This window comes from Streptomyces composti (assembly GCF_012034205.1).
Classification (GTDB): Bacteria; Actinomycetota; Actinomycetes; order Streptomycetales; family Streptomycetaceae; genus Streptomyces; species Streptomyces composti.
Window position 1 is genome coordinate 333393 of sequence record NZ_JAATEM010000001.1, and the last position, 24729, is coordinate 358121.

Genomic DNA, 24729 nt, shown 5'->3' on the forward strand with positions numbered 1-24729 from the left:
GATCAGACGCAGGTGGCGGGCGGTGCGGCCGCCCGAGGTGCGGTGTGTGCGGCCGGACGCAGGTCAGCGGCCCGCCTCCACCAGGGCCTGGGTCACGGCGCGGACGCTGCGGGCGATGTGCTGCAGCTGCATGACCTCGGCGGCGTAGAGCTTGATGGTGTGCTCGATGGCGCCCTCGTGGAAGCCCATGCGGGGAAGGTCGGCCCGGGCCGTCTGCAGGGCGGTGCGGGCCACCCGGATCTCCTGTTCGACTTGGAGCTGGGCGTGCCGGGCCAGGAGAACGGGGTTCCTGATGAACGCGGGGTAGCTCGCGTAGCGAGCCGGCACCAGCTCGCGCAGCCACTTCGCTGCCGAGCGCTCCCAGTCGTAGCTGCCGGGCATCTTGACCTGGCAGGGCCAGTCGGGGCTGACTCGCGTGGACGTCACGGGCATGTCTATCGCTTCCGGGTGTGCGGCGTCGTTGGGTGGACGACGGGTTGGGGCGGCCCCGGCCTAGGGGATGACCGGGGCCGCCACAGGCGGCCGGACAGGGAATGCCCGACCGGACACCCTCGCCCGCCGGAGCGGGTAGGAGCCGGCGGCTTCGGGTGTCTCGCGCGGCTGGGCCGCGATCCGTGAGCAGTATTTATATATGCCGTCCGCTTTGCAAGACGTATGAAAACATTCATGCGCGCTTTGAAGTGGATGGTCCACTTCATGGCTGTCCGCAGGGGTGACACGGGTCAGGGCCCGGGTCCGGAAGCAGTCCGGGGAGCCTGGTTTTCCGCTCCGTTCCGGGCGCGGGCCGGGATCAGTCCCGGATGAAGAACTGGTGCTGGTCGGCGACCTGCTCGTACTCCTCCAGGCGGGCCTGGGTACGCTCCGGATCCGCGTCGGTCATGGCCTGGAGCAGGGCCGCGCACATCACGCCCGGCGCCGCGTACGAGTCGAACACCAGCCGCGACCCGGTGCCCGTGGCGAAGGTGACGTCGGCCTCGTCCGCGATCGGCCCGAGGGCCAGGTCGGTGATCAGCGCGACCTTCAGGCCCGCCCGGCGCGCCACCTGCACCGCCGTGAGCGTCTCGTGCGCGTGCCGCGGCATGGAGAACGCCAGCACCCAGGTGCCGCCCGCCTCCCGCGACTGCAGCAGCGCGTCGTAGGCGACGCTGCCGCCCAGTGTCACCAGCCGCACATCCGGATGGATGCGCCGGGCCGCGTAGGCGAAGTACTCGGCCAGGGAGACGGAGATGCGCAGGCCGAGCACGGTCAGCGGGGTCGACTGCGACAGCTGCCTGCCGACCTCGATGACCCGGTCCGCGTCGGCGAAGTCGCGCCGCAGGTTCTCCAGGTTCTCGATCTCCGCGTCGACCGCCGCCTGCAGCTCGTTGGCCCGGTTCTCCTCGGCCGCGCCGCCGGCGAACGTGCCGAGAGCGATCGACTGGAGCTTCTCCCGCAGTGCGGGGTAGCCGCTGAAACCGACGGCGGAGGCGAACCGCGTCACCGACGGCTGGCTGACCCCGACCCGGTCCGCGAGGTCCGTGATCGACAGGAACGCCGCCTCGGTGATGTGCTCGATGAGGTACTGGGCGATGCGCCGCTGACCGGGGGAGAGCCGCGGCCGGTCGAACAGCGCACGGAGCTGGGAAGTCGGGGACACCTCCGTGTCCTGGCCCGCCTTCCCCGAGGTGATCGCGGATGCCTGTGCGCGTGCCTGCTGCGGCGATGGCACCGGTGCGCCTCCTTCGTCTCCCACGAGAGTTCAACATAGCTCACTCACCGTGGCGACCAGCCGTCCCACCGCTGCGTATCCGGCATGCATCGGCGGGGATATCCCCGGCTCCGGCGGGAACCCGGCCACCGGCGCAGGGCCGCGAGGCCCGGTTGCAGCCGCAGAACGCCGCACACCGCACCGAAGGAGCGACCGGGATGACCGTCCCCGAGGAGAGCCGGCCGAAGACCCGCACCCCCGACGACGCCGGACAGGCGCCGGACACGGAGCGGGCCAGGAACCACGAACAGGACGCCGGCGGGACCGGCCGCACCCTGCGCGAGGCGCTGGAGGAGGCACAGATCCGCCCCGACGACTTCGAGGACCGCTGAGCTGTCATTCCGTCCGCGGCGCCGAGTCCGCGGCACCCATGGCACGGCCCGTACCCCGACGACGCGACGGCAGGTGAACCCCGATGAGCGCCCTGAGCGCGCTGGAGCAGGTCCTGGAGAACCGGTGGGAGGCGGTGCGGGCGAGGCTGCCGGGCCGCGAGCGCGAACCGGTCGGACTGGTGGAGGCGCTGCGGCACGAGTGCGACAGCAACGCCGTGGTCTCACCGGGCGGCCGGGTGATGGTGCCCAACGCCTACGAGGTGGAACTGGCCGCCCCGCTCCACGAGGAGCCGGGCCGCCGGGCCGGCGGCGTGGGGCAGGTGCTCACCGACCACCTGGCCCGGCACGCCGCACAGAAGGGGTACGAGTGGGCGGGCCCGCTCACCGTGCACGTGGTGCGCACCCGCGACCTGCCCGACGGCGGTCACCGTGTGTCGAGCAGCGTCATGCGGCACGTCAGCGCCGCCGCGTTCCAGCGGGCGGGGCGGCGACGCGGGGCCGGCGCTCCCGAGGGGCACGGGGCGGCGCTCACCGCTCACCGCCGGTAGATCGTGATCGAGTGGCCGACGTCCTCGACCGGACGGCTGCTCTCCAGCAGCCGGGCCAGCCGTCCGGTCGCCTTCGCCGCCGCCGAGTCGGAGACCGCCAGCACCCCGTGCACCCGCTCGGGCGGAGCCTTGCGCGGGTCGGCGGCCCGTATCCCGTAGTACGACGGCACACCGCTGCCCTTGTAGACCAGCCAGATCCGCTCGCCGCGGTAGCGCTCGCGCAGTCGTTCGGCGAGGCGGCCGAGGTCCTGGCCCCAGTCCACGTTGGAGTCGTGCAGATGCCGGCGGGTGTGTGCCGGTCCGCCGAACGCCTCGTTGGCGTACGGCAGATAGAAGGGGAAGGTGCGCAGCGAACTCACCGCCACGAAGACCACCAGCGCCCCGGTGGCGATCCGGACCCACCGGTGCCGCAGCACCAGGACACAGCCCGCCGCCACCGCCAGGAAGAGCGGCAGGAACAGGGCGTACCGGGTACCGAAGTTGCGTGACCCCTGCATGGCGGCCGGCAGCAGCACCGCGGGAGCCGCCAGCAGACAGGGCGCGGCCGGACGCAGCCGCCGCACCGCGAGCAGCGTCACGGCACCGGCCGCCCACAGCGCCAGCATCCCGAGCGGCGTCTTCACCAGCAGCGCGGCGGGCAGGTAGTACCAGAGCGAGCCGGTGTAGAGCCGGCCGAACAGGAACCCCTCCCAGGGGAGGTTCTCGAAGCCGAACTGGATGCGCATGCCGTCCCGGTACGGCTCCGGGAACGGCATCAGCTCCACCATCAGTCCCCGCAGTCCGTGCACCTCCGGCACATGCTGCTGCGGATTCCACCGCAGCCGCGGGTCGACCAGCAGATACGTCACCCACACGACGGCGACCGCCACCAGCCCCACCGCGGCGGCCCCCGCGCACGCCCGCGCCGCCCTGCGGCGCCAGGCGCCCTTGGACGCGCACCACACCGGCACACCGGACAGCGCCAGCAGCACGGGCACCGCGGGCAGCGTGCTCATTCTGGTCGCCAGGGCCGCACCGAGCGCCACCCCGGCCCACGGCAGCCACCGCCCGGGGCGTCGCCGCGCCCGCCACAGCAGCCACACCGCCGTCAGCAGGAACCCGGCGGCGGGCACGTCCAGCGTGGCCAGCGAACCGTGCGCGATCACATCGGGGGAGAAACAGTACAGTGCCAGCGCCGTCAGCCCGCCCGCCGTTCCGGCCAGTTCACGGGCGAAGAGGAACACCACCGCCGCGAACGCCAGGGTCAGCGCGATCACCGGCAGCCTGGCCCACAGCATCACCCGCCAGGGATCATTGCCCGACTCGTACAGCAGACGGCGCCCCAACCGCGTCTGGTCACCGTCGAATCCGGGGTCGAGCCGCGGCTGCGCGACGGCGACCCCCGCGGCGATCACCAGCTTCCCCAGGGGCGGATGCTCGGGGTTGAACCGCAGGCTGTGCTCCTTCAGGTACACGGTGGCGGCGCCCGCATAGACCGGCTCGTCGATCGTGGGCGTCTGCCGCACGGCGGCGGTCACCATGGCGACGAGCATCTGCCCGAGCAGCAGCACCACCAGGACCGGAACCACCCGACTCCGAAGACCGAGACGCCTCATGAGGCGCTACTCTCCCACCGGCCCCACCCGTCCGGCGGCCACCCGGCACATCCCGCACCGCCGGACGCCCGCTCACCTCGGGCGCCGGCAGGGCGGGTTCACGGATCACGGCGAGGATCCCGAGCCGTCCAGGGCGGCCATCGGCACGATCAGGTCGGCGCGGTGGCGGGTCGCGGCGACCAGCTCGGCGTTGCGCTGGTCGCTGCGCATCACCCAGGCCACCGCCTCCTCGTGCGTCTTGCCGAACTCCTCGTGGCGGGCGATCAGCCGGCGCAGCCGCTCCGACTCGTCCAGCGCGCAGAACCACACCTCGTCGAGGCAGGCCCGCACCCGCGCCCAGGCCCCCTTTCCCAGCAGCAGGTAGTTCCCCTCGGTCACCACCAGCCGGGCCCGCGGCGGCACCGGCACGGCGCCCGCGACCGGCTGCTCCAGGACCCGCTCGAAGCCCGGTGCGTACACGACCTCCTCGTACGGCTCCTGCCGGATGCGGGTCAGCAGGGCGGCGTAGCCGGCCGCGTCGAAGGTGTCGGGGGCGCCCTTGCGGTTCCGGCGCCCCAGTCGCTCCAGCTCCGCGTCGGCGAGATGGAAGCCGTCCATCGGGACGTGCGCGACCCACGGCTCGCGGCCCTCGTTCAGGGTTCGCACCAGACGCTCCGCGAGGGTGGACTTGCCGGAGCCCGGGCTTCCGGCGATGCCGAGGATCGCACGCCGCCCGTCCCGGGGGAGGGCGCGGGCACGGTCGATGAGGTCGTCGAAGGTCAGCGCCACACAGCAGAGTGTGTCACCCGGAGGGCCCCGGCATCCGGGACTGCGGGGGAAGACACCGGTGCGGTGGGGAACAGTGGCCGGTATGACGGATCTGGGCCTGCCCGACACCATCCTCGCCTGCCTCTTCGACCTCGACGGCGTCGTCACCAAGACCGCGGTCGTGCACGCCGCCGCCTGGAAGGAGACCTTCGACGCCTTCCTGCGCGAGCGCGAGGGCGAGGGCTTCCGCCCCTTCGACGACACCGACTACGGCGAGTATGTCGACGGCCGCCCCCGCGCCGACGGAGTCCGCACCTTCCTCGCCTCCCGCGGCATCCGGCTCCCCGAGGGCACGCCCGCCGACCCGCCCGACGCGCTGACCGTGCACGGCCTGGGCAACCGCAAGAACGAGCTGCTGCTGGCGATGATCCGCAGCGGGGGCGTGCAGGCGTACGAGGGCACCCTGCGCTACATCGACCGGGTCCGCGCCCGCGGCCTGCGCACCGCGATCGTGTCCGCCAGCGCCAACTGCCGGGACGTGCTGCGTGCCATCGGCGCCGAAGAGCTGTTCGACGTCCGGATCGACGGTGTGATCGCCGCCGAACGCGGCCTGGCCGGCAAGCCGAGCCCCGACACCTTCCTCGCCGCCGCCCGCGAACTGGGCGTCGAGCCGGCCCGCGCCGCCGTGTTCGAGGACGCCCTCTCCGGCATGGACGCCGGCCGCGCCGGCCGCTTCGGCTATGTCGTCGGCGTGGACCGGACCGGCCGGCGCGACGCGCTGTACGCCCATGGCGCCGACCGGGTCGTCACCGACCTCGCCGAGCTGCTGGAGCCGGGAGCGACCTGAGCTGACGGCCGGTCACGGACCGGAAGGGCGACGGCAGTCGGCCGTGTTGTGCCCGGCCCTGCCCCACTCATCGGGATAGTTTGTCCACGTTTTCCGTTTTTCGGATGTTCCGACGGCGTGACGGTCGGAGAGGTGATCCGGCGGAAGCCGGACCGGAGAGGTGGACGATGACCCAGGGCAGCGGAGCCCTCCTCGTGGGCCAGCGGCGACGCGAACAGCCGGCGGGACCGGGCCGGCCCCGCCGGAACCGGATGCGCGGCACCCGCCCGCTCGCCCTGGTGGCCGGCCTGTTCACCCTCGCCCAGCTCGTCCTCGTCCGCCCCACGCTGGGACTCGGCTGGGACGAGATCGTCTACGTCAGCCAGGTCACCTCCCACCACCCGGCGGCCTTCTTCAGCGCCCCCCGCTCACGCGGCGTCTCCCTGCTGGTCGCGCCCGTCGCCTCCTGGACCGACTCCACCGCCCTGCTGCGGATCTACCTCGCCCTGCTGTCCGGCCTCGCTCTCCACCTCGCCCTGCGCTGCTGGCGCGGCCTGTTCCCGACGCGGGTCCTGGTCACCGGCGGGGCCTTCTTCGCCACCCTGTGGATCACGCTCTTCTACGGGCCGCAGGCCATGCCCAACTACTGGGTCGCGGTCGGCGCCCTGATCACCGTCGGCTGCTTCCTGCGCCACCGGGACGGCAGCGGCGCGCCCGGCGCGCTGTGGGGCGTGTTCGCGGGCGCCGCCCTGATGGCCTGGATGCGGCCCACCGACGCCGTCCACGTCACGGTCCCGCTCGTGGTCCTCGCCCTTGCGACCCGCCGCCGGCGCGCCCTGCCCGCCCTCGCCGCCGGCGTCGCGGCGGGCGCCGTCCCCTGGGTGATCGAGGCCTACGCCTGGCACGGCGGCCTGGCGGCACGGCTGACCGAGGCCTCCCGTATCCAGGGCGGGCTCGGCTGGCACTTCGCCGTCGACGACCAGCTGCGCAGCCTCGGCGGGCGCGCCCTGTGCCGGCCCTGCACCGGGGAGATGGCACCCCTGGTGGTCACCCTGTGGTGGTTCGCCCTGCCGCTGCTCGCCGTGCTCGCCCTGGTCGTCGCCGTCCGCCACCGGCGCACCCTGCCCACCCTGGTGCCGCTGGTGTGCGCCGCGGCCGTCGCCTTCCCCTACCTGTTCATGATCGGGTACGCGGCACCCCGCTTCCTGCAGCCCGCCTACGCTCTGCTCGCCCTCCCCGTCGCCGACGCGCTGTGGCACCTGATCCGTCCCGGCGGCCGGCGCAGGATCGTCACGGCGGCCGTCGCGCTGGCGCTCGCCGGTCATCTCGCGGTGCAGCTGACCGTCCTGATCGCCGCCGTGGACCGCAACCACGACAGCCGCCGCGACTGGGCGCGCACCGCCGACCGGCTGCACGACCTCGGCGTCCGCCCGCCCTGCCTGATCACCGGCCACCAGGCCATCCCCATCGGCTACTACACCGGCTGCTCCTCCGGCGCGACCGCCGGGCACAACGAGAACACCACCGTCGCCGAGATCCTGCGCACCGCCGACAGCATCCCCGTCGCCCACCTCACCGGCCCCGGCGCCACCCCGCCCGGCTACGCCCGCTCCTGGCCCGCGACCCCGGTCGGCGATCTCACCGCCCGTGTCGCCCCGCGCTGGTCACGGGGTTAGGGAGCCCGTTTCGGGAAACGCGGATCTGGCGCCGCCCGGCCCCTGCGAGCGGGACGTGGCGAGCCGCGAGAGGCCGCGAGTGGAGGACGACATGAGCACGGAACCGATGGGCGACGACGCCTACCAGCCCACCGGCAGCAACGAGGAGCAGGCCGACGCCGCACCGCTCGACCTGCAGGACGCCGTCGACGAGCGGACCTACGACGACACCCTCGACGAGGGCTACTCACCGCCCGAGAAGCCGCTCGGCGTCACCAAGCACGGCACGACGGCCGCCGAGCAGCACGAAGGGGAGACCCTCGACCAGCGGCTCGCCCAGGAGGAGCCCGACACATCGGGACCGGCCGGCGACGGGGTGGGGGACCTGCCCGGCGGCGACGGCGAGGTGGTCGACCCGGAGGCCGGGGACGAGCGCGCAGGACGCCTCGTCGCCCCGGACGAGGGCGCCCACGACGACGTCACCGCGGAGAGCGTCGCCGACGACGTGGGCATCGACGCGGGCGCCGCGAGTGCGGAGGAGGCAGCCGTGCACGTCGTGCCCGACGAGACCGAGCTGCCCGACGAGCGGCGGGGCGGGGTCTGATCCACGACGGGCGTGGCCCAGGACAAGACCGCGGACCCGCACGAGGCGACCGGGCCGGTGCACGCCGCACCGGCCCGGTCGCCATGGCGCGGGGCCGCCGGCCCGGTCGTCGGCCGTACGCGGCGGGAGCGGGGGCGGCGCCTCAGGGGAGCATCTTGTCCAGGGCGGCAGGGCCTTCCCGGTCCAGCTTCTGCTTGGCCCATTCGAGATTCTGCGGGGTGAGGTCCTTGCCCGCGGCGAGGACGATGTCCTCCGGCGACACATCGGTGCCGGTGCGGGCGTGGAGCAGGCGGTCCGGGGTGGTGCTCTCCTCGGACTGCCGGGACGCGTCGGGCTGGGACGTCGACATCATGTGCTCCTAGGGTCCGGATCCTGTTGCGGCCCCGGTGCGGTCATCGGGTCCGATATCTCACCATTCAACGCCGGAGCCCGCCGTGCATCCGGAGGAGCCCGGAGCACCGCCGTGACGGCGCGCCCGCGGCGCTGAAGGGCCGCTCCTCCACCGCTCCGGGGTACCTCTCCCGGCCCTCGGGAAACCTGTACGGACCAGTCCGGGACCCCGATCGGACGCGCCGGGATGTCGCGTCGCGGAGATCGCCGTGAAGGTGAAGGCACACGTCCCGTTGTGGACATACACGTCTCTGCGTACGACAGGAGTTACCCATGCGTATACGTCTGCTGACCGCGGCCGGCCTGGCGAGCGTGGCCCTGCTGGCAACCGCCGGCACGGCAGTAGCGGCCGACGGCCCCGTCGGTGCCGCCGCCAACAGTCCCGGCGTCCTGTCCGGCAATGTCGTCCAGGTCCCGATCGACGTGGACGTCAACGCCTGCGGGAACTCCATCGGTCTGGTGAACCTGCTGACCTCGCAGTCCGGCAACGTCTGCGTCAACAGCAACTGACCGCTCGGACGGCGCCCCCGGCTCCGCGGACCACCGCGGGTGCCCGGTGGCGCCGTCAGCCGTCTCCGGCCCACGGCAGCAGCACCAGCATCGTGACGTCGTCCTGCACCTCGGGGCAGTGCTCCACCAGATCCGCCCACACCCGCTCGGTCAGCACGCCCGGGTCCTCGTGGGCGAGCGCCGCGAGCCGTTCGGCCAGGGGGTAGAACGACCCGTCGGCGCCGCGCGCCTCGAACACCCCGTCGGAGGCGAGGAACAGCCGGTCGCCCGGCCGCAGCGCCAGCGAGGTGAGCGAGGGCGGCGTCACCTCGGCCAGGCCCAGACCCAGCGGCACCCCCGGCTCGACCTCGATCTCCTCGACCCGTCCGTCCCGCAGCAGCAGCGGGCCCGGCTGCCCGCAGGCCACGATCCGCACCGCCCGCCCGTCGCCGGTGAAGTCCATCAGGACGGCGGTCGCGAACAGCTCGGCGTGCGGATCTCCCCCCGCGTCCACCATCAGCCGCCGGTCCAGCCGGGCGGCGACCGCCTCGGGGTCGGGCTCGTCCAGCACCGCCTCCCGGAACGCGCCGAGCAGCGACGCCACCGTGGCGACCGCCGAGAGCCCGTGCCCCTGCACGTCCCCCATGACCGCCCGCACCCCGTAGGGACCGGTCCGCACGTCGAAGAAGTCGCCGCCGACCAGCGTCCCGCGCTGCGCCGCCCGGTACAGCCCGGCGCAGCGCACCGACCCCACTCGTTCCGGCAGCGGCGGCACCACCGCCTGCTGGACGGCGTGCGCCACCGCCCGCTCGGTGATCAGCTCGGCGTCCCGGCGGCTGCGCACGAACGACAGCAGCACGCTCAGCGCGGCGACGAAGGCGATGGTCAGCAGATCCGTGCTGCCCACATCGGCCAGCCGGAAACCGGGCGCACCCAGCAGCAGCACGCACAGCCCGCCGAGCACCCCCGTCATCAGCGGCCCGTGCACCAGCACCGCGAGCGGCGGCACGGCGCCCAGCACGAAACCGATGTCGACCGGGTCGGGGCTGGCGGCCGCCGCCACCGCGACGGCCGCCAGCAGCCCGCCCGGCAGGAACCGGGCCCAGCCGGGCGGCGGCGCGCCCCGCAGATAGCTGCGCAGTTCCCGGTCCCGGCGCGGCGGCCCGGCCCGCACTCCGTTCACACCCCCACGCTGCTACGCGCGGGCCCGCCGCGCACCCCGGAGGCCGTTCCGGGAGCGGGCGCACACGCCGGGCGGGGCCGGAGCGGGGGACTCAGAACGCGGTCAGCGTCAGCCGCAGGCCGGTGGGCGCAGCGTCCTGGATGAAGGAGGCGAAGTCGGCGACGTCGTCGAAGGCGAAGCCGTACGCCCTGCCGTCCTCGGTGGCCTCGTGCATGGCCCTGGCGTAGTGGTTGGTGAGCTCGGTCCGGTAGAACTCGCCGGGCTCGGTGGTCGGCTGCTCGGGGTGGCTGAGCAGCGTGGTGCGGTTGAAGGCGGCCCCGAGCACCGCGGCGACCGGACCGGTGGTGCCGTCGTTGGGGGCGGCGAGGGCGCCGTCGCAGAACAGTACGTCCCGGGTGGAGGGCTTGCCGAAGGACACCTGGGCCGGCCCGTCGAAGGTGAACCGGTCGCCGCGCACCCGGCCGGTGAAGGTGCCCGCGTTGGTGGTGACCTTCAGGTCCCGGCCGGTGTACGTGCTCCACACCTCGTCGATGTACGGGGCGAGGTAGTCCTTCGGGAACAGACCGGCGTCCAGGCCGTGACCGGGGGCGATGATCCGCTTGTCGTCCACGACGAGCCTGGAGAACACCTCGTCGTTGCGCATCGCCTCGAACGCGGCGGCCCTGCCGCCCTCGCGCACGGTGCCGGTCGTCTGGTCGTCGGCGCCGGTGAGCCTGAGGCTCAGCGGCACGCTGAACATGTCGACCATCGTGGTGTTGCAGAACATGCCGGAGGAGTTGAAGGTGAACTCCGCACAGTCGTGCAGCACCCCGAAGTTGGGGTCGGACTCGACCCAGCCGGCCGGGAACTGCAGCGCCGCGTCGCCGTTGCCGTCGGCCACCGCCTTGAGCTTCAGCTTCTCGCCGAGGGCCACGTAGATGCGGCCGGACATGTGCGGCAGGTTCAGCTCGGTCTCGCCGGAGCCGGCGAGGCTGATCGCGTAGTCCGTGAAGCCGTCCGGGCCGTTGTCCGAGAGGGAGACGGGGGCCAGGGTGCCGTCGGGGGTGAGGCGCACCTGCCGGCCGTCCTGGTTGCCGACCACGTAGAGGTGGATGCTGCCGTTGTCGAACGAGCCGGTGTTGTTGACGACGGTGAGCGGCAGCGTGCCGTCGGCCTTGGGGGAGGCCTTCTGCTCACCGGAGGAGCCCGCGAGCGCGTGCGGGGCGAGCGCGGCGGCCGCGGGCACCGCGACGGCGGCGCCTCCGAGGGCGAAGAGCAGCTTGCGGCGGCCGAGCTTTCGCTGGTGTCGAGGAGTCATGTGGGGGGTCTCCCGAAGTACTCGTGCGGGCACTGAGAGCGCTCTCACCGCGAACGACGGTGAACACGCGGCCCCGATGGTACGGACCTCGACGGTGCCCGCCAACGCGTCCGACTTGTCCTCAACTCGCTCTGACCTGCGCGGACGTGATGCCCTGACAGCAACTCAGTCGCGCTTAACGGGCTCTTAAGGCTCCGTTAAGCGCTTCGCGTCTGCGACGGGGCTCGGGGACGGCCCCGTGCCGCCGCCGGGAACGACGAAGCGGCCGCCGGAGAACGCTCCCGGCGGCCGCTCCGGGCCGGCACCCGCGTCCGCGGCCCTCACCGGGCGCCGGACAACAGCTCCTCCGCCTCGCCCAGGATCTCCGTCACCCGCAGCGCGAAGGCCGCGTCGCAGGGGTGCGGCCGGCCGGTGCGGGCGGCGGTGAGCAGGGCGTCCGCGGCGCGGACGAGCGAGGGGACGGCCGGCTGCCGCGCCTCGGGCAGCGAGGTGACACCGGCGGAGCCGCGCAGCTCCACGTGGGCGCCCGCCGCGGCCGGCGGGGCGGTGAGGCTCAGGGTGAGCGTGCTCGACGCGCCGCCCGTGTGGTTCAGCACCAGGTGCACGGTGTCACCGGGACCGTGCGCCGCCGCCTGCACCTGGCGCACATCGCCGAGCACCGGCAGCAGCACGGACAGGGCGTGCGGGCCCACGTCCCACAGGGCGCCCTTCTCCTGCCGCCACGGGGAGGCCGCGAACGGGTTGTCGTCGGCGGTGAAGACGGAGCCCAGCCACTCGGCCCGCGCGGTGAACCAGCCGCCCGCGCGCTCCTGTTCAAAGATCCAGGCCTCCGCCTCGGGCTGGAACCGGGTGGTGAAGAAGACCACCGACGCCACCTGCGACCGCTCGGCGGCCGCCACCACCTCGCGCCCCTGCTCGACCGTCAGCGCCAGCGGCTTGTCGAGCAGCAGATGGCAGCCCGCCCGGGCGGCCCGCGCGGCCAGCTCGCCCTGCACCTGGGGCGGCAGCGCCACCGCGACCGCGTCCACGTCGGCGAGCAGGGCGTCCACATCGTCGTAGGCCCGGATGCCGTAGGCGCCGGCCAGTTCCCCGGCCGCCTCCGGACGGCGGCCCCACACTCCGGCGAAGTCCAGCTCCTCGTGCTCGTGCAGCGCGGGGGCGTGCGCCACCTTCGCCCAGGGTCCCGTGCCGAGCAGTCCGATCCGCATACCGCCGCCTCCCGCCGTCCCGGTGCCGTGCGCCGTCGCCGGCACCCGGGGTGTTCGCACGTCCATGGCCCACGCCGCCGTCCGGTCTGCCGCCGACGGCCCGTCGTGGCCGAGGGTGGCACACCGGACGGCGGAGCGGAGCGCCCGGGTGGGGGTCAGCCCTGGGAGGTGCCGATGTCGACCATCCAGGAGACCCCGAACCGGTCGGTGCACATTCCGAACACGTCCCCCCACATCTGCCGTTCCAGCGGCACGGACACCTGACTGCCGCTGGACAGCTTCTCCCAGTAGCCGCGCAGCTCGTCCTCGTCGTCGCCGCTGAGGCTCACCGAGCAGGTGTTGCCCGGCTTGAACTCCATGCCGGGCGGGTGGTCCGCGCCCATCAGGGTGAACCCGGAGGGCGTCTCCAGCATCCCGTGCATGATCTTGTCAGCGTACTCGGGACCGGACTGGGCGATGCTGCCATAGGTGTTCAGGTGCAGCTCCCCGCCGAAGACGTCCTGGTAGTACTCCATCGCCTGCCGGGCGTCGCCGTCGAAGCTGAGGTAAGGGTTGAGGCGCGAGGACATGAAACCTCCCGAAAATGGCGCACGTATGCTCTTGCGCGCAGCGTAGCCCGGCCCCGGGGCCCCCGCCTCCGGCCGGCCGGGACGGAGCGGATCCCTCCGCGTTCCGCCGGCCCCGCGTTCGGCTTCTGCTGCCGGGCGGCCCGCCGGGGGCGAAGGATTCCCGTCAATTCCTGTTACGTGAGTCAAAGAGGTGAATGGTTTCGGCGGGTTCGGGTACGCGCAGTGAAAAACCAGAGAGGGGCGCTTCGTGCTCGTACCGGACCCGAAGGTCGTGAGAGAGCTGCTGACGAAGTACGCGACGCTGCGGATCGCACAGGCTCAGAGGCATTCGCCGGTGGCGGAACGCGAGCTGGAGGACGTCAGCTACACGCTCTGCGTGATGATGGGCACCTCCGGCATCGAGGACGCCATCGCCCGGGCGGACGCCCTGCTCGCGCAGGGACGTCCGGCGGCCACTCGGACCGCCGACCCGGACGGCGACAGCGGGCTGTCCCTGGCCGTCTGACGCGGCCGGCCCCGGCGCAGGGGCGCACAACGGCACGGGCCCGGGTGGAGGCGCGCGTGATTCTCGCGCCTCCACCCGGGCCCGTGGTACGAACGGGGAAAATGCCGCCGCCCGGTACGGCGCCGCTTAGACTCGGCACTCGTGTCTCCGCACCGGAGCCGCCGAGCAGAAAGGTACGTCGACGGGTGTTCCAGGATTCCCCCATCTACGACCGACTCATCGCGGAGTGCGGCGATGTACCCGCCGAGGTCCGCCGCGAGGCCGAACGCGTGAGCAGGGAACTGGAGCTGGTCATGCGACCCCTGCAGTCCCCCGGTCCCGACCGCCCCGCCGGTTCCCCCGGCAACGGCTGGCAGCGCACCGCCCTCATGCCGGGCCCCCGCCCGGCCTGACCGCGCCGGCCGCGTCCGCCCCGCGAGGACGCGCCCGCATCCGCCGCCCCACGGGCCCCTCAGCAGGCCCGCACGTCCGGCTCGTCCGCCTCCCGTCTCTCCTCGGGGACGGGGCGGCCCAGCCACTCGGCGATGGTGCGGGCGATCGGCTGGCCCGTCTCCACCTCCACGAAGCCGAACTGCCCCGACTGGTTGCACTCAAGGAACCACCACACCCCGTCCGCGTCCTCGACGAAGTCGAAGGCCCCGTACGCCAGTTCGGCCCCGCGCATGTACCGCAGAACCGTCTCGGCGGTGCGCGGCGGCACCTCGACCGGCTCCCAGGGCGACCCGGGCGCCGCGAACCGCACGTCGACCTCCTGCGGATCCGCGTCCGGGGCCGCCGCCTTGCGGGCCGCCAGCAGCTCCTCGCCGACCACCGTGAGCCGGACGTCCGCCCGCTTGGCGATCCGCCGCTGCAGCAGCGTCGGGCCGAACGCCACGGCCGAGAAGTCCGTGTCCGGCGCCACCCTGCTCGTCGGCACCGCCCGCGGCGGATCCTGCGGATGCGCCCCGGAGACCGGTTTGACCACCAGATCCGGGTAGCGCTCGGCGAACTCCCGGGCGGCACGCGGAAAGGTGGTGATCACCGTGGCCGGCACCGGCAGCCCGCACTGCTGTGCCAGCCTCAGCTGCCACGGCTTGTGCCGCGCCCGGCGCGCGGCGTCCGGATGGTTCATCCAGCGTGCATGCGAACCGCGCAGCATGCCGTAGAGCGCCTGCGAGGCCTCCTCCGTGAGCCACGCCGAGGCGTGCTGTGCCCGCTGGGCGGGCACACCGGGGCGGCGCACCCACACCGACCGCAGCCCGCCGAGACTCACCAGCCGTCCCCCCGCGGACAGATGGCCGCGGAAGCGGCCGTGGACGAATTCGCCGGACAGTGAGACACCCACGGTCAGATCGGCCGGATCGAGGCGCACCACCGGCACCCCGGCGTCGTGGAGGTGCACGACCACCATGTCGGCGGTCACATCCTCCTCACAGGTGAGGATGAGCACGGTCATCGTCTACGGTCCGCTGTCAGTCGTCGAAGTGGGTCTTCGAGCCGGCGGTGGACGTCGTGGTCCCCACCTCCCGCAACAACCCGTGGTCGGAGGCCGCGACACGGCCGTCGACGAGAACGTTCAACTGCAGTCCGGAGTCGTACACATACGGAGTGGTGACGGCCAACTCCGGTGCCGGACGTGCATAGTTGAGCGCGAACGGTTGCATCGTGTCTCCCTCGTCGGTGCTGCGCCGACCGAGCGTCGGCCACCCGCACGCCGCCGCCTGGTCCGCCGACTTCTTTTGGCTTCCAGAGACTTATACGAATCGAACGGGTGGTTGGTTTCCTCACGGAGCGTAGTCATCGGCGGGGCGGCGGTCCGGTCCCGGAGCCTTCAGGCCGGAGGACCGGGCGCCCGCCGCACCCCTGAGCGAGCGCAGGGCGAGCAGCAGCACGCCCATGTCGTCCAGGTAGACGGGGTCGGGCAGCAGGTCCGCGGGCAGCACCAGATACAGGATCGCGCCCCAGAAGACCCAGCGCGGCCCGGTGGGCAGACCGGCCCGGGCCAACTCCCGCCTCGTGCGCACCAGTCGCACGAGGACGGCCACGGCGCCGACGAGCAGCAGGGCCGTCAGGACCGCCACCGCGACCAGCACCACCGTGGTCGTCTCCACCGGCTGACCACCCCCTTCTGAAGGAGTCCGGGACGCCAGGCACGAGCTTCACACCGCGGGCACCGGTTTCACGGCGCCGACACGGGTCACACCGAGCGGATTCCCGTTTTCGGCGCCGGTATGACGGCCGGTACCGGCCGTCGTGGGGACGTCTCCCGCTTCCCGGGGCGCCCCTGACGCAACACCGATCACCGCAGGTCATCCCGGTGGCTCATCCAAGTGGCAGGCCCGCAGCAGTGCGCCTAGTAATGATCCACGTAGCGTCGCTCGTCGCACGTCCGGGGGGCGTGGGAGCGGCCCGAGCCATCCCCATGGAGCCGAGCATGACCACCTTCTCTTCGTCACCCCCCTCCAACGACCCGGCCATACCCGGCGATCCGGTCGCCTCCCCGCCGGCCGATGCGACGAGCGTCGCCTCCGGCACCCACCGTCCGGACCCGCCGCCCGGCCCCGCCGCGGCCACGGCCGTCCCGCCGGTCGCCACCGCCGCGGACGAGAACGCCACGGGCCCGCGGGATCCGGTCGCCACCGTCAACCTCGTCGACCCCCTGGATCCGGCCGACCCGGACGACCGGCTCGACCTCACCGACCCGGACGCGGAGCGGGCGGCGAGGCCGGCTCAGTGCGACCCGGTCGCCGATCTGGTGCATGTGGCCGTCTCGGACCGGCCCCTGGAGGAGGTCGTCGACCTCATCACCACGCTCGAACGCTCACCCGAACACTCCCGGTCCGTGATCGAGGCGCTGCGCGCCGCAGGTGTCGTCCGCTCCGTGGAGGACGTCACCCGTCTGGTCGCCCTGCTGACCCGGCCCCCGCGCGATCCGGACTGCGCGGACGAGGCGATCCGCGCCGCCGCCGCACACCGGCCCGTGGAGGACGTCACCCGCCTTGTGGCCCTGCTGCACGCCGAGCCGCTGGCCGCGCACTGCCGCGAGGAGGTGCTGCGTGCCGCGGCCACCGGGCGCTCCGTGGACGAGCTGATCGACCTCATCGACCGGCTCGAGGCCGAGCCTCTGCCCCGGCCGCCCGCCCCCGGACCGGCCGTCGCGCACCCCGCGGCGCCGGAGCCCGAGGCACCGCGGCCGGAACGGCACCGGCCGCGCCCCCGCTCCGCCGTCCGCACGGCACCGCCGGAGACCCGGCCGAGCGGACGCCCCCGCCGCGGTCCGCGCGACGGCCGCCGCCCGCGCCGCACCCGCCCCGGCCGGCCCTTCGCCCGCTACGGGCGCCACCCGCAGGGCCGCGCCCGCCCGGCCGCCGACCCGGGCCGGCCCCCGGAGCCGGTCTTCAGGTCTCTCGTCTGGTCCAGCTGGCTCGCCGCGGCGATTCTCGCGCTGTGCGCGGTGGCGCACTTCCCGCTGCACCACGACGGCACGTCACTCCGGCTGCACGCCCTGGCCGTCGGCCTGTCGGTGCTGTGCACCGTGCTCGCCCTGATCCTGGTGGTGCGTCCCGGAGTCCTGGTGCTGGTGGCCGCCTTCGCGGTGCCTGCGGTCCTCGCCGGAGCCCACGTCTACGGGGCCACCCTTCCGTCGGCGGTGCTCTCCCGGGCGGTCGACCTGGCGCTCGCCCCGCCGTGGCTGGCCAGCGCCGCCGCCGTCACCGCGGCGCTGCTCGCCCTGGCCGCTCTCGTGGTCCGGGTCGCCTCCCCGTTCCCGCCCCGCCGCTGGACCGCGGCCTGGCCTCCGCCGGACCCCCACCACCCGGCGGAGTGACCGCCCCGCCGTCCCCGGGGCCGGAACCGCTCCCACGCGGTTCCGGCCCCCGCGGCGTCGGGGCGGGGGAGCGGCGGTAGCGAACGGGCGTGACCGGAAATCGCCGGTCGGAGGGCTGCCGGCTCGTCGACGTCGGCCGTGGCGGGACGTCCGCACCGGCCCGCACGGCGACCGGGTGCCTGTCGGACTTGCGGGGCAAGCCTCCGGGAACCGCGCGGGCGTCGGGCGCCGGAACCGGCACGGCCTCGGCGAGCCGCTTGACGTGACGCGTGCCGGACACCGCGCATGGCGCCGTCGGCTCCCGCACCGAAGGTGTCCGTCGGCTCCCGCACCGAAGGCGCGGGGGCGACCGCGTCCGGGCCGGCCGCGTGACCGGCCGCGGGCTCGGGGGACGAGTGCGGCAGGGGCCTCCGTCCGGGCGCGTGCCGCGGACGCAGGGCGGAATCGACGCGAGCGGCGCCGTCCTGACGTGGGGCCGGCCCGGTATGTGCAGGGTGCGCGGGGCGAGTGCGCCCCCGGCCTCCGGGCCCGGCGGCAAGCGGCGCCGCTAGCGGCGTGCCGGTGCCGCCCGCTCCTGCGCGCCGTCCGCCCTGCCGGCCTTCTCCGTGCCCGGAGCCGACACCTCGTCCTCCGGGCCCGACGTCTCCGTGCCCGGTGCCGGGGTGTCGGCCACCGTCCGCTGCTCCGCGGCGGCCGGGGCCGGCTCGGCCGGCGTGTCGTCAGTCCCGCCGGCCGGTGGCGCCTGCGGGGTCTCGGTCCTTGCGGCGGGGGCGCCCCGGCGAACCCGCGGGGTGACCTTGAGGCGTTCCAGTCGGCGGGTGAGGGCGCGGAGCGGGGAGGCCGGGCCGGGAAGCAGGGGGCGGGGGCCGGGGGAGGGGACGGCGGAGTCGCGGTAGGCGGCCAGGGCCTCGTGGGCGCGTTCGGCCGCTTCGCGGTACAGGTCGCGTGACCTGGTCATGGCCTCCAAGGCCTCGGCGTACATCTTCACCAGGGCCCGTTCGCGGGCGAGTTCCTCCTCCAGGGTGAGCAGGTGCCAGTCCTCCCGAAGCGCGGTCAGCTCGTCGAGTGCGCCGTCCGGCAGCGGGCGCGGCAGCGCGTCGAAGCGCCGCACCGCGTCGACGAGTTCGACCGGTTCACTGCCGTCCAGGAACACCGCGCGCACCGCGAAGGCGTCGGCCTGGTAGCCCTCCGGCGCCGGGCGGCCGGGCAGCAGCACCGCGCCGCCGCGCGGCACCTCTGCGTGGAACTCGCGCAGCGCCCAGTTCAGCACGCGGTGCTGGTGCGGGGCGGCGCGGTGCTCCACGACCCGGTCGCGCAGCCCCGGCGGCAGCCAGTGCGCCAGCGGCACCTGGCCGCGCTCGTCGGTGGTCATCGCCTCGTGCACCACGACGTGCAGCCGCCAGGTGTCCCGCGCGCAGGCGCGCAGCCGCCGGCGGACGGCCTTGTCCTCCTCGGGCAGCGGGTTGAGGGCGCCCACTCGCAGCCCCGTCGACGCGTCCAGACGCCAGTCCGCGTCCGGGTCCTGCGGCCAGAACATCCCAGCCGGGGACGGCCACGACTGGTCCCAGGGCTGCTCGGCCTCCGCGACCAGCGTCCAGTCCTGGCCGTGCTGCGTGGCGGGGGCGAGGCTCAGCCGCGCCCGCACGGTGACGCCGCCGGCGACGCGCGTCCGGGCCTCGAAGACCTTCTCGGGCGATCCGGAGTCGGTGATCTCCAGATAGTCGTCGATGCGGCGGCTGTCCTTGTGGCGGCGCAGCGAGCGCCTGAGGAGCTCCTCCGCGCTGTCTCCGGCATGGCGGCCGCAGGTCAGCCAGACGGTCGGCGGAACGGTACGGCGGACTGTGGGCGTGGTCTGCATGGATCCAGATGTGAGCGGGGGCACGTGCTCCTGCCAGTATCGTCGCCGCCGTCGGGCGGCCGGAGGGCGGGCTCCGCCGGACGGCGCAGCCGCGTCACGCCTGCCCACCCGCCGGCGGATGCAACCCCCGGCGCGCGAGGCAATGACGCGCGCGGGGTGTGCGCGGCGCGCACGTGTTGGAGTGCTCTCACTCGTGGTCTCCCGCGGGGGCCGCTCCGCAGAATGAGGCTCCGCGAGCAGGGCCCGCCCACCATCCGCTTCGGGGTTGGCCCTGCTCGCATGTGAACGGTCGCCGCCGCCAGAGGCGCGGATTGTATCAGGGGAAGTCTGCTTCTTAGGCATATTCCTCCGGAAAACCCCAAAGTCTTCACCTCGCTCGAGTACGCAGCGTAGCTTCGACGTCACGTTCGCGGTACAGCCGTGCGAGGAGGGGGATCCGGCGTGCCCGGAATCGACGAGAGCCTGCTGGAAGCCATGCGACTGCCCGGCGCACGCGGCGCCCTGGTGGCCGACTGGATCAGCGGGCTCGCGCTGGGTGCGGTCGGCGAGGCACCCGGCGGCGACGCGGAGGCCACGGCCGCGGAGACCGCCGAGCTCGCCCGGCTCGCCCTGGAGAGCCCCACCCTCGCGCCCGGATCCGGTGGCGGAGCAAGCGGCGGGACGACCGTCGAGGACCTGATCCTCACCACCGCGGACGCCTATCAGCTGCTGCGCCTGGTCGTCACCCCGTTCGACAGCACCGTGTTCCTGTACCTGTGGCTCGACCGGCGTGACGGCAACCTCGCCCTCGCCCGCATCCGGCTGGCCGAGATGGCGGACCGGCTGGTGCTCGGATGACGGCCGCCGCCCCCACGCACACCACCGCCCCGGCCCTGCTCGCCGGCCTCGCCGCGGACGGCGCCACCGGAGTGCTCACCACCTCCTCCGGCGTGCTCCATCTCGCGGCCGGCGAGGTCGTCCACGCCGACTCGGCCATGAGCCCCGCCCTGGGCGAGCTGCTCACCCGCAGCGGCGCACTCGCTCCGGAGAACTGGTGGGAGGCGGTGCGGCGGGCCGGCGTCCGGCGCCGCGTCGGCCGTCATCTGGTGGAGCGCGGCCGCCTCACCACCGGTGCCCTGGAGCTGTGCCACCTGGGCGCGCTGTTCGACGCGGCCTACTTCGCCCTGCTCCACGACGACCGGCCCGCCCGCTTCCGCCCCGGAGTGGCGCACTGGCTCGGCGCCGTCCGTCCCGTGCCCGCGGCGGCGGTGCTGCGTGAGTCCCGGCGGCGCCGGGCCCTGCTGCAGCGCATCTGGCCCGACCCGGCCGTCGACACCGCGCCCCTCGCCCGCACCTCCGGCGCCGGGCGCACGAAGCTGCCGCCGCGCCGTGGCCGGGCGCTCGCCCTGGTCGACGGCGCCAGCACCGCCGCCCAGATCGCCTCGGCGCTGGCCTGCCGCACCTTCCACACCCTCGTCGAGCTGCGCCGTCTCGCCGCCGACGGACTGGTCATCCCCGCGCCGCCGCGCCCCGCGGCCGCCCTTCGGGGCCCCGCCGCCCCCGGCGCCGCGTGGGACGAGCCCGAGACAGCCCTGCTGCGACGGCTCCTGGACGCCTTGGAGGCACTGTGATCCGCGCACGCCGGCAGCGTGCCGAGAGGAGACTGCTCATGGCCGTCGAGACCGATGTGCAGGACGAGCTGCGCCGGCTGCGCACCCGCATACCCCGGCTGACCGGATCGCTCGCCGCCACCGTCGACGGCCTCGTCCTCGCCCACGACGTGCCCGGCACCGAGGCGGAGGGGCTCGCCGCGCTCACCGCCGCCGCGCTCGGCGTCGCCCACCGGGTGACGGACGCGGCCGCCCGCGGCGAGTTCCGCGAGCTGCTGGTGCGCGGCGCCCTGGGATACGTGGCGACCTACGCGGCAGGCACCGCCGCCGTGCTCACCCTGCTCGCCGACGACCGCGTGAACGTGGGCCGCCTCCACCTCGAGGGCCGCCGCAGCGGGGCCCGGATCGCCGAGCTGGTCGACACCCGCATCGGTCCGGGCGGCGGCCGGCACTCCGACCGCGCGGCGGCCGTGCGGCAGCCCCCGCAGCCGGACCCGGCCCGCCGGATCGGCACCCTCCCCGTGCGCGCCCCTCACAACGGCCCCACCCGGACTCCCCGCCCCGAGCCCGGCGCCTGAACCCCGGGATCTTCCCGACCCGTCGCCCGGACCGCCGGGCGACCGGACCCACCACCGAAACCGACGGAAAGGACGTCACCCATGGCCAACACCGACACCTCGCTCAAGGAGTGCCTCGCCTCCATCGACGGCGCCACGGCCGCCGCACTGGTCGACTACACCAGCGGCATGGCCCTCGGCTCGGTGGGCGGCGGCAAGGACTTCGACATCGAGGTGGCCGCGGCCGGCAACACCGACGTGGTGCGGTCCAAGCTGCGCACCATGGAGCACCTGGGCATCAAGGAGGAGATCGACGACATCCTGATCACCCTGAGCAGCCAGTACCACATGATCCGGCCGCTCAAGAGGCGCGGCGGCAACGGCCTGTTCCTCTACCTGGTCCTGGACGCCGGTCGGGCCAACCTGGCGATGGCCCGCCACCAGCTGCGCCGCATCGAGGCCGACCTGGAGGTCTGACAGGGCACGGAGCGGCACCGCGGGGGATCGGTGCCGCTCCTGCCCCCAGTGTCCTCCTCCCGCCCCCGGTTCTCCAGGGGACGGACGGCCCTTGCCTGCCAGGGGCGGACGGGTAGGGTTCCGGAACAGGCGTCCGCGATCACGGGCTCGTCCGCCCGGGCGGCGTCCGCGATCACCGGCCGGTGCCCTGCCTCCGACGTGTGCCGCCCCGCCTCCGGGGTACTTCGAGCGCAGCTGTCAGCCGTACCGGCGGTTCGCGCACGTCTTCGGCGTGGGCCGCGCCGCCGCCGGACGGCACCGGGACAGACTCTGCGGCAGGGCGCCGACACCGTCGCACTCGGGATCTCGGTGCGGCGCCGACGGGAGGAGCGTCGACGTGACCGGCTGGACCTGGGAGTACGAGGGCTACGACCCCGCCGAGGCGCGGTTGAGGGAGTCGCTGTGCACCCTGGGCAATGGCTACTTCGCCACTCGCGGAGCGCTGCCCGAGTGCACCGCCGACGAGGTGCACTACCCGGGGACGTATGCGGCCGGCTGCTACAACCGGCTCACCTCCAGGGTCGCCGGCCGGCGGGTCGAGAACGAGGACATGGTCAACCTGCCGAACTGGCTGCCGCTGCGCTTCCGCCTCCCCGGCGGGGCATGGCTCACCCCCGACACGGCCGATGTGCTCGAACACCGCGAGATCCTGCACCTGGCCCCCGGACTCTTCGAGCGGATGACCCGCTACGACCTGGGTGAGGGCCGTACCCTGACGGTGCGCCAGGAGCGGCTCGTGCACATGGCGGACCCTCATATGGCCGCTCTTCGTACCGAGTTCACCGCCCAGCGCTATGCCGGCCCCCTGGAGGTGGAGGCCGCACTCGACGGCACCGTCACCAACGCCGGCGTCGCCCGCTACCGGGACCTCGACGGCCGCCACCTGACCCATGTGCACAGCGGCATCGCCGATGCCGGCACGGTGTGGCTGCGCTGCCGCACCCGCACCTCCGACATCCGGATCGCGCTCGCCGCCCGGCTGCTCGCCGACTCGCCCGTCAGCATGCGCAAGGACAACGGGCGCGCCGTCCACCACACCCGGCTGCACCTCACCCCGGGCCACACCGTCACCGTGGACAAACTGGTCGCCCTGCACACCTCGCGCGACCCGGCGATCAGCGACCCCCTGCACGCCGCCGTGGACCGGGTGGGCCGGGTCGACGGCTGGGCGGCACTGGTTGCCTCGCACCGCACCGCCTGGGGCCAGCTCTGGCGCAGGGGTGAGCTGGACGTCCCCGGCGAGGCGGGCACCATCCTGCGCCTGCACCTGTTCCATGTGCTGCAGACGCTCTCCCCGCACACCGCCGATCTGGACGTCGGCGTGCCGGCCCGGGGACTGCACGGCGAGGCCTACCGCGGGCACGTCTTCTGGGACGAGCTGTTCGTGCTGCCCTACCTCAATCTGCACTTCCCCGAGGTCTCCCGCGCCCTGCTGCACTACCGCTACCGGCGCCTGGAGCGGGCCCGCACCGCCGCCCGCGACGCCGGCCGCAGGGGCGCGATGTACCCGTGGCAGAGCGGCAGCGACGGCAGGGAGGAGACCCAGCAGCTCCATCTGAACCCGCGCTCGGGCCGCTGGATGCCCGACCACACCCATCTGCAGCACCATGTGGGCTCCGCCATCGCCTACAACGTGTGGCAGTACTGCGAGGCCAGCGGCGACACCGAGTTCCTGCACACCAAGGGCGCCGAGATGCTGCTGCAGATCTCCCGCTTCTGGGCGGACGCCGCCGAGTACGACCCGCACCTGGGCCGCCATCACATCCGGGGCGTGGTCGGCCCCGACGAGTACCACGACGCCTACCCCGACGCGGACCGCCCCGGCCTCGACGACAACGCCTACACCAATGTCACCGCGGCCTGGGTGCTCGCCCACACGATCGACGTGCTGCGCTCCCTGCCCGAGCCGCGGCGGAGGGAGCTCGACGAACGCACCGGCCTGGACGCCGGCGAACTCGACCACTGGGAGGAGGTCTCCCGCACCCTGCACATCCCGTTCCACGACGGGGTCATCAGCCAGTTCGAGGGCTACGGCGACCTCGAGGAACTCGACTGGCACGGCTACCGCAAGCAGTACGGGGACATCCGCCGGCTCGACCGGATCCTGGAGGCCGAGGGGGACACCGTCAACCGCTACCAGGCCTCCAAGCAGGCGGACGTGCTGATGCTCGGCTACCTGTTCTCACCGGCCGAACTGCAGGCGCTGTTCGGACGGCTGGGCCACAGCCTGGACGAGCACATCTGGCGGCGCACGGTGGACTACTACCTGCACCGCACCAGCCACGGCTCCACGCTCAGCGGTCTGGTGCACGGCTGGGTACTCGCCCGCGACCGGCGCGCCGAGGCCTGGGCGTTCTGCCAGGAGGCGCTCCAGGGGGACATCGCCGACATCCAGGGCGGTACCACCGGCGAGGGCATCCACCTCGGCGCCATGGCCGGCACCCTCGACCTGGTGCAGCGCGGGCTGCCCGGCCTGGAGACCCGCAACGGGGCGCTGCGCCTGAACCCGGTGCCGCTGCCGGAGCTGTCCTCGTACGGCTTCACCATCCGCTACCACGGGCACTGGGGCGTCCGGCTGCGGCTGGAGAGCGGCCGGCTGGAGATCGAGGTACCGGCGAGCGGGCCGGGGCCGATCGACGTGCGGCTGCCGGACCGGACGGCCCGCCTCCAGCCGGGGGAGACGGGCCATCTGCCGCTCACGGACTGAAC

Annotated in this window: 27 protein-coding genes; 14 read left to right on the plus strand and 13 right to left on the minus strand. The window is 73.9% G+C overall.

Annotated elements, in window-relative coordinates:
• Nucleotides 1-63: 63 nt before the first annotated feature.
• A complete protein-coding gene (locus HCJ93_RS01490) occupies nucleotides 64-432 on the minus strand; it encodes a hypothetical protein (RefSeq protein ID WP_167990309.1) in 369 nt (122 codons plus the stop codon).
• 358 nt (nucleotides 433-790) lie between these two features.
• A complete protein-coding gene (locus HCJ93_RS01495) occupies nucleotides 791-1708 on the minus strand; it encodes a MurR/RpiR family transcriptional regulator (protein WP_167990311.1) in 918 nt (305 codons plus the stop codon).
• 197 nt (nucleotides 1709-1905) lie between these two features.
• Between HCJ93_RS01495 and HCJ93_RS01500 the strand changes: the two genes are divergently transcribed.
• Together HCJ93_RS01500 and HCJ93_RS01505 are read left to right on the plus strand one after the other, a co-directional pair.
• Nucleotides 1906-2079, plus strand: a complete 174-nt coding sequence (locus HCJ93_RS01500) for a hypothetical protein (RefSeq protein WP_167990313.1) — start codon at nucleotides 1906-1908, stop codon at nucleotides 2077-2079.
• 83 nt (nucleotides 2080-2162) lie between these two features.
• Nucleotides 2163-2627, plus strand: a complete 465-nt coding sequence (locus HCJ93_RS01505; protein ID WP_167990314.1) for a DUF3662 domain-containing protein — start codon at nucleotides 2163-2165, stop codon at nucleotides 2625-2627.
• Here the strand turns inward: HCJ93_RS01505 and HCJ93_RS01510 are convergent.
• Both HCJ93_RS01510 and HCJ93_RS01515 read right to left on the minus strand, forming a co-directional pair.
• Entirely contained in the window at nucleotides 2615-4222 is a 1608-nt protein-coding gene (locus HCJ93_RS01510) for an ArnT family glycosyltransferase (protein WP_167990321.1), read from the minus strand. The genes HCJ93_RS01505 and HCJ93_RS01510 overlap by 13 nt on opposite strands.
• A 105-nt stretch (nucleotides 4223-4327) precedes the next feature.
• Nucleotides 4328-4990: a nucleoside/nucleotide kinase family protein gene (locus HCJ93_RS01515; RefSeq protein WP_167990322.1), complete on the minus strand. Its 663-nt coding sequence runs from the start codon at nucleotides 4988-4990 to the stop codon at nucleotides 4328-4330.
• Between the two features lie 82 nt (nucleotides 4991-5072).
• Between HCJ93_RS01515 and HCJ93_RS01520 the strand changes: the two genes are divergently transcribed.
• From HCJ93_RS01520 to HCJ93_RS01530, 3 genes are all read left to right on the plus strand, one after another.
• On the plus strand, nucleotides 5073-5816 hold the full coding sequence (locus HCJ93_RS01520) for an HAD family hydrolase (protein WP_167990324.1): 744 nt from the start codon (nucleotides 5073-5075) through the stop codon (nucleotides 5814-5816).
• A 167-nt stretch (nucleotides 5817-5983) separates the two neighbouring features.
• Nucleotides 5984-7471, plus strand: a complete 1488-nt coding sequence (locus HCJ93_RS01525; protein ID WP_167990326.1) for a hypothetical protein — start codon at nucleotides 5984-5986, stop codon at nucleotides 7469-7471.
• 91 nt (nucleotides 7472-7562) lie between these two features.
• Nucleotides 7563-8054 (plus strand): DUF5709 domain-containing protein, encoded by a 492-nt coding sequence (locus tag HCJ93_RS01530; RefSeq protein WP_167990328.1) that lies wholly within the window; start codon nucleotides 7563-7565, stop codon nucleotides 8052-8054.
• Between the two features lie 142 nt (nucleotides 8055-8196).
• On the opposite strand, the gene HCJ93_RS01535 is transcribed toward HCJ93_RS01530, so the two are convergent.
• Nucleotides 8197-8403: a hypothetical protein gene (locus tag HCJ93_RS01535; RefSeq protein ID WP_167990329.1), complete on the minus strand. Its 207-nt coding sequence runs from the start codon at nucleotides 8401-8403 to the stop codon at nucleotides 8197-8199.
• A gap of 314 nt (nucleotides 8404-8717) precedes the next feature.
• Here HCJ93_RS01535 and HCJ93_RS01540 point away from each other — a divergent pair, with 314 nt between their 5' ends.
• Nucleotides 8718-8954, plus strand: a complete 237-nt coding sequence (locus HCJ93_RS01540; protein ID WP_167990331.1) for a chaplin — start codon at nucleotides 8718-8720, stop codon at nucleotides 8952-8954.
• A gap of 55 nt (nucleotides 8955-9009) precedes the next feature.
• Here HCJ93_RS01540 and HCJ93_RS01545 read toward each other — a convergent pair whose 3' ends face one another.
• The 4 genes from HCJ93_RS01545 to HCJ93_RS01560 form a co-directional block, all read right to left on the minus strand.
• On the minus strand, nucleotides 9010-10116 hold the full coding sequence (locus HCJ93_RS01545) for a PP2C family protein-serine/threonine phosphatase (protein ID WP_373563541.1): 1107 nt from the start codon (nucleotides 10114-10116) through the stop codon (nucleotides 9010-9012).
• Nucleotides 10117-10207: 91 nt separating this feature from the next.
• Nucleotides 10208-11413 (minus strand): glycoside hydrolase family 64 protein, encoded by a 1206-nt coding sequence (locus HCJ93_RS01550; protein WP_167990332.1) that lies wholly within the window; start codon nucleotides 11411-11413, stop codon nucleotides 10208-10210.
• 320 nt (nucleotides 11414-11733) lie between these two features.
• Nucleotides 11734-12621 (minus strand): Gfo/Idh/MocA family protein, encoded by an 888-nt coding sequence (locus tag HCJ93_RS01555; RefSeq protein ID WP_167990334.1) that lies wholly within the window; start codon nucleotides 12619-12621, stop codon nucleotides 11734-11736.
• Between the two features lie 155 nt (nucleotides 12622-12776).
• Nucleotides 12777-13190, minus strand: coding sequence for a VOC family protein (locus HCJ93_RS01560; protein WP_167990335.1), 414 nt, complete (start codon nucleotides 13188-13190; stop codon nucleotides 12777-12779).
• Nucleotides 13191-13437: 247 nt separating this feature from the next.
• On the opposite strand from HCJ93_RS01560, the gene HCJ93_RS01565 reads away from it, so the two are divergent.
• Nucleotides 13438-13695 (plus strand): DUF5133 domain-containing protein, encoded by a 258-nt coding sequence (locus HCJ93_RS01565; protein WP_167990337.1) that lies wholly within the window; start codon nucleotides 13438-13440, stop codon nucleotides 13693-13695.
• A 185-nt stretch (nucleotides 13696-13880) separates the two neighbouring features.
• A complete protein-coding gene (locus HCJ93_RS01570) occupies nucleotides 13881-14087 on the plus strand; it encodes a hypothetical protein (protein ID WP_167990339.1) in 207 nt (68 codons plus the stop codon).
• 59 nt (nucleotides 14088-14146) lie between these two features.
• Here HCJ93_RS01570 and tgmB read toward each other — a convergent pair whose 3' ends face one another.
• The 3 genes from tgmB to HCJ93_RS01585 all read right to left on the minus strand — a co-directional run bounded on the left by tgmB (nucleotide 14147) and on the right by HCJ93_RS01585 (nucleotide 15785).
• Nucleotides 14147-15130: an ATP-grasp ribosomal peptide maturase gene (gene tgmB, locus HCJ93_RS01575; protein WP_167990341.1), complete on the minus strand. Its 984-nt coding sequence runs from the start codon at nucleotides 15128-15130 to the stop codon at nucleotides 14147-14149.
• A 16-nt stretch (nucleotides 15131-15146) separates the two neighbouring features.
• Complete coding sequence (gene tgmA / locus HCJ93_RS01580) at nucleotides 15147-15338, minus strand: putative ATP-grasp-modified RiPP (RefSeq protein WP_167990342.1); 192 nt, start codon at nucleotides 15336-15338, stop codon at nucleotides 15147-15149.
• Nucleotides 15339-15458: 120 nt separating this feature from the next.
• Nucleotides 15459-15785, minus strand: coding sequence for a DUF1232 domain-containing protein (locus HCJ93_RS01585; RefSeq protein WP_167990344.1), 327 nt, complete (start codon nucleotides 15783-15785; stop codon nucleotides 15459-15461).
• 323 nt (nucleotides 15786-16108) lie between these two features.
• Between HCJ93_RS01585 and HCJ93_RS01590 the strand changes: the two genes are divergently transcribed.
• The gene (locus tag HCJ93_RS01590) at nucleotides 16109-17500 is read left to right on the plus strand and encodes a hypothetical protein (protein WP_167990346.1); all 1392 of its coding nucleotides are present in this window, start codon (nucleotides 16109-16111) and stop codon (nucleotides 17498-17500) included.
• A 547-nt stretch (nucleotides 17501-18047) separates the two neighbouring features.
• Here the strand turns inward: HCJ93_RS01590 and HCJ93_RS01595 are convergent.
• The gene (locus HCJ93_RS01595; RefSeq protein ID WP_240967384.1) at nucleotides 18048-19358 is read right to left on the minus strand and encodes a hypothetical protein; all 1311 of its coding nucleotides are present in this window, start codon (nucleotides 19356-19358) and stop codon (nucleotides 18048-18050) included.
• 441 nt (nucleotides 19359-19799) lie between these two features.
• Here HCJ93_RS01595 and HCJ93_RS01600 point away from each other — a divergent pair, with 441 nt between their 5' ends.
• The 5 genes from HCJ93_RS01600 to HCJ93_RS01620 all read left to right on the plus strand — a co-directional run bounded on the left by HCJ93_RS01600 (nucleotide 19800) and on the right by HCJ93_RS01620 (nucleotide 24727).
• Entirely contained in the window at nucleotides 19800-20195 is a 396-nt protein-coding gene (locus tag HCJ93_RS01600) for a hypothetical protein (protein ID WP_167990348.1), read from the plus strand.
• Nucleotides 20192-20968, plus strand: coding sequence for a hypothetical protein (locus HCJ93_RS01605; RefSeq protein WP_167990349.1), 777 nt, complete (start codon nucleotides 20192-20194; stop codon nucleotides 20966-20968). Before HCJ93_RS01600 ends, HCJ93_RS01605 begins: the two co-directional genes overlap by 4 nt.
• A gap of 38 nt (nucleotides 20969-21006) precedes the next feature.
• The gene (locus HCJ93_RS01610; RefSeq protein ID WP_167990351.1) at nucleotides 21007-21525 is read left to right on the plus strand and encodes a roadblock/LC7 domain-containing protein; all 519 of its coding nucleotides are present in this window, start codon (nucleotides 21007-21009) and stop codon (nucleotides 21523-21525) included.
• An 81-nt stretch (nucleotides 21526-21606) separates the two neighbouring features.
• On the plus strand, nucleotides 21607-21981 hold the full coding sequence (locus tag HCJ93_RS01615) for a roadblock/LC7 domain-containing protein (RefSeq protein WP_167990352.1): 375 nt from the start codon (nucleotides 21607-21609) through the stop codon (nucleotides 21979-21981).
• 376 nt (nucleotides 21982-22357) lie between these two features.
• Nucleotides 22358-24727: a glycoside hydrolase family 65 protein gene (locus HCJ93_RS01620; protein WP_167990354.1), complete on the plus strand. Its 2370-nt coding sequence runs from the start codon at nucleotides 22358-22360 to the stop codon at nucleotides 24725-24727.
• The last annotated feature ends 2 nt before the right edge of the window (nucleotides 24728-24729 follow it).